The following is a 4,218-nucleotide window of genomic DNA, read 5'->3' on the forward strand; positions in this document are numbered from 1 at the left end:
TTTGTCCACGCCCGTATCTGCAATGTGCTCCCCAACGGTGATTTCAAGGAGTCGACTCATCTTGATCCGCGCCTGATTGATGTGGTGCGCACCTTTGAGCGCGAGCGTCCCGGAGTGCCGATGCGTGTTGACCATGCCCCTCTGATGCTCGGAGATGACAGGATGGGCTACAACGCAGGATATTCGTTTCATGGCCGCATGCTTGCCCTGGGTATGGTTTCCGGCATCATGGCCACTGTCAATTCCGAGAATGTCTAATGTAGTAACACCAACCTCTAAGATCTATCAGTAATGAATGAATTGTTTTCAGTGAAAGACCAGGTAGTGGTCATCACCGGCGGCACAGGTGTGCTTGGCCGTTGCATCGCAGAATATCTTGCCCTTCAGGGGGCCAAAGTTGTCATCCTCGGACGCCGCAAGGAAGAAGGTGACGGGATTGTGGCCGAAATCGAGGCCAAAGGCGGCGAAGCAATGTTTCTGGTGACCGATGTGATGGACGCTGAGATCTTGCAGGCCAATTGTGATGCCGTTATGGCAAAATACGGTCGTGTCGATGCTCTGCTCAATGCCGCCGGAGGCAACATGCCGGGAGCGACGATTGCGCCGACAGGCAATTTCTTCGATGTAGAGATTGAGGCTTTCAAGACAGTGCTGAATCTGAACCTTACAGGCACGGTGCTTCCGACGCAGATCTTCCTGCGCCCGATGGTCGAGGCCGGCAAAGGCTCGATTGTCAATTTCTCGTCGATGGCGGCTTTCCGCCCGATGACACGTGTGCTCGGCTATGCTGCCGCCAAGGCCGGAATCTCGAATTTCACCGCTTTTCTTGCCAATGAGGTTGCGACTAAGTTCACTCCCTCGATCCGCGTCAATGCCATTGCTCCCGGTTTCTTCCTCACTAACCAGAACCGTGCGCTGCTGACAAATCCCGACGGCTCGCTCACTGAGCGTGGATCTGATGTGATCCGCCAGACTCCGTTCAAGCGCTTCGGCAAACCGGAGGAACTTTGCGGAACGATCCAGTATCTGATTTCCGATGCAGCCAGCTTCGTGACCGGAACTGTCGCTGTTGTCGATGGCGGCTTCAATGCCTTTGCAATGTAAAATCCGGAAAGCGCAGCCTGCTGACGGCTGTGTGATAAATAAAAAAAGTCATGACCGAGACCTCAGTGGAGGCGCGGTCATGACTTTTTTTATTCAGAGGTTTAAAAACAAGAGTTAAAATCTGAGTGGTGTATCTTTCAGCGTTCTCAATGTTAATCCATATCGAGAGCCATGTAGTGCTGATATGGGTGATCGCAGCCGGGACATACTTTCGGCGGCTCTTTGCCCTCGACTTCATATCCGCAGACCAAACACTGCCATTTGATCTTATGGTCGCGTTTCCACACGGTGCCATCCTTGACCTGCTTCAGATATGCCATGAAGCGGTCATAGTGGTGCTGTTCGACTTCAGCTATCGAACGGAAGCGTTCGGCGATTTCTGCGAAACCTTCTTTCTCGGCCACTGCGGCGGCTTCGGTGTAGAATTTTACACCTTCTGTCTCCTCTTCCTTGGCTGCTGTCTCAAGATTGGACGCTGTGTCGGCGATAACGCCTGCATCAACATTGAGAGTCACATCAAGCGAGCCCCCTTTAAGGAATTTGAAGAACACCTTGCTGTGGTGGAGTTCATTGTCAGCGGTTTCACGGAAAATCTGGCCGATAGGGAAGTAGTTTTCCTTGTCGGCCTGTTTGGCGTAATATGTATAGCGTGTGTAAGCAGCTGATTCTGCCATATAGGCGATGACAAGATTTTTTTCGGTCTGTGTGCCTTTGATATTTTTCTTAGCCATAGATTTATGATTTTTGTGTGAGTTGAGAATCTGTGTGTCTAATATAAACTTCCAAGGTCGGCGAAAGGTTGAGCGCATGACTGAAAAAAGTTTCTGCCGGCAACCTCTGAGAGGCCCGGCAGAAACTTATATATAATAAGGTGGTAGATTTTACTCTACTGTCACCGATTTGGCGAGATTTCGGGGCTGGTCCACATCTTTGCCCTTGTTGACAGCGATGTAGTAGGCCAGAAGCTGCAAGGGGATCGAAGCCACCAGAGGAGTGAGACATTCGGGCACTTCGGGGATCTCGATGCAGAAATCGGCTATGTCGTTCATGGCTTTGTTGCCTTTGGAGACAATTGCCACTACGGCGCCGCCGCGTGATTTGACCTGCTGCACGTTGGAAATGATTTTGTCATAGAGCGAGTCGCTCGGCGCGATGATCACACTCGGCATGTCATGGTCGATCAGAGCGATCGGGCCGTGCTTCATTTCAGCTGCCGGATAGCCTTCGGCGTGGATATATGAAATTTCTTTCAGCTTCAGAGCGCCTTCGAGAGCGGTGGGGTAGTTGTAGCCGCGGCCGAGGTAGAGGAAGTTGTGGGCATAGGAGAAGATGCGTGAGAGTTTCTTCACTTCCGGATCAATCTTGAGAGCCTCTTCGATGGTCTCAGGGATCTTGTTGAGCGCGGTGAGCACTTCGTGGAGGGTCTCTTGGTCAATAGCGCCGCGGAGCTGGCCGACTGAGAGAGCCAGAAGAGTCAGCACTGTCACCTGGCCGGTGAAAGCCTTGGTCGAGGCCACGCCGATCTCAGGACCTACATGGATATAAGTACCGGAGTCTGTTGTGCGGGGAATTGAAGCGCCGACAACGTTGCAGATACCGTAGACAAACGCTCCCTTTTCCTTGGCAAGTTCGATTGCGGCCAGAGTGTCGGCAGTCTCGCCCGACTGGCTGATGGAGATCACGATGTCTTTCTCGTTGAGCACCGGGTTGCCATAGCGGAATTCCGATGCGTATTCAACCTCTACCGGCATTTTGCAGAAGTCCTGGATCAGGCGTTTGCCGATCAGGGCAGCATGCCATGAGGTTCCGCAAGCCACGAGGGTGATTCTTTCGGCTGTCTTGAAGCGCTCCTGATTGAGGTCGACGCCTGAAAGTGTGACGCGGTGGCAGTTGTCGACGATGCGTCCGCGCAGACAGTCGCGGAGGGTCGAGGGCTGCTCGAAGATCTCTTTCAGCATGAAAGTGTCGTAGCCGCCCTTTTCCAGCTGGGCAAGGGAGAGCTTGAGCTTCTGGATGCTGATGGTCGAGGGCTCGTTGTTGAACAGCGAGAGCACCTGCACGGGTTCGCCGCGGCGGATCACTCCGATTTCATTATCCTTGAGATAGATCACCTTGTCGGTGTAGCCGACGATAGGGGTTGCGTCAGAAGCGATGAAGGTCTCGTTTTCGCCAACGCCGATCACCAGCGGAGAACTTTTGCGTGCCACGATCAGCGTGTCAGGCTCGTTTTGCTCAACGACTGCGATCGCATAGGCGCCTTCGACCTGAAGCAGAGCTTCGCGAACGGCGTCAAGCAGTGAGCATGAGGATGTGAGCTTGATGTATTCGATCAGCTGGACCAGAACTTCTGTATCGGTCTCGCTCTTGAATTCATAGCCATGCTCCATCAGCACTTTCTTGAGCACTGCATAATTCTCGATGGTGCCGTTGTGGACAAGAGCGATCATGCCGCTCTGCGACACATGGGGATGGGCATTGATGTCGTTGGGCTCTCCGTGGGTGGCCCAGCGGGTGTGTGCAATGCCGAGGTGGCCTTCGACATTTCCGCCGGAGGCTATGCTTTCAAGGTTTGATACCTTACCTTGTGATTTATGTATTTTCAACTTGCCGTCACAATCTACCAATGCCACTCCGGCACTGTCGTAACCGCGATACTCAAGGCGCTTGAGACCTTGAATCAGGATGTCATAAGCTCGGTTTGAACCGATATAGCCAACAATTCCGCACATAAGTTTTGAAAAAAAGTTGTGTTTTAGTGTCGTTTGTCTCATGCGCCGTGAATGGTTCATGACGCAATCCGACTGATTAAGAATTTAAAATTACTGTTTTGATTTGAATGCAAGAGGCCGCGCGTTTATTATTACATAGCGAATCATGGTCGCGCGATTTTTCCGAATCGGAATTTTAGATTCCTATTGGGTTTTGCTCAAATATTTTGCAAAGATACTAATTTCTGTCTGATTTCCCAATCTATTTATTATTATATAAGGTATAAATGCCTCAACTGTTAAATTTCTGTTAAAATACCCATAAAGATTTGGAGGGAATGTAAGAAATGTCTACCTTTGCACTCGCTTTTAAGAAGCAAGGCCTACGGCGGTAGAGCTTAAGAGA

The 4,218-nt window shown here is 51.3% G+C and carries 4 protein-coding genes; 2 read left to right on the top strand and 2 right to left on the bottom strand.

From position 1 onward, the window contains the following. Both K2H17_RS07360 and K2H17_RS07365 read left to right on the top strand, forming a co-directional pair. A partial coding sequence (locus K2H17_RS07360) for a mannonate dehydratase (protein WP_300133230.1) occupies window positions 1-258 on the top strand: 258 nt, incomplete at its 5' end. A gap of 33 nt (window positions 259-291) precedes the next feature. Continuing rightward, complete coding sequence (locus tag K2H17_RS07365; protein ID WP_300133233.1) at window positions 292-1,104, top strand: SDR family oxidoreductase; 813 nt, start codon at window positions 292-294, stop codon at window positions 1,102-1,104. 152 nt (window positions 1,105-1,256) lie between these two features. Here the strand turns inward: K2H17_RS07365 and rbr are convergent, their stop codons facing one another. Both rbr and glmS read right to left on the bottom strand, forming a co-directional pair. After that, window positions 1,257-1,835, bottom strand: a complete 579-nt coding sequence (rbr, locus tag K2H17_RS07370) for a rubrerythrin (protein WP_300133237.1) — start codon at window positions 1,833-1,835, stop codon at window positions 1,257-1,259. 150 nt (window positions 1,836-1,985) lie between these two features. Next, window positions 1,986-3,833, bottom strand: a complete 1,848-nt coding sequence (glmS, locus tag K2H17_RS07375) for a glutamine--fructose-6-phosphate transaminase (isomerizing) (protein ID WP_300133239.1) — start codon at window positions 3,831-3,833, stop codon at window positions 1,986-1,988. Window positions 3,834-4,218 lie beyond the last annotated feature (385 nt).

Source organism: Duncaniella sp. (assembly GCF_029054785.1).
Classification (GTDB): domain Bacteria; phylum Bacteroidota; class Bacteroidia; order Bacteroidales; family Muribaculaceae; genus Duncaniella.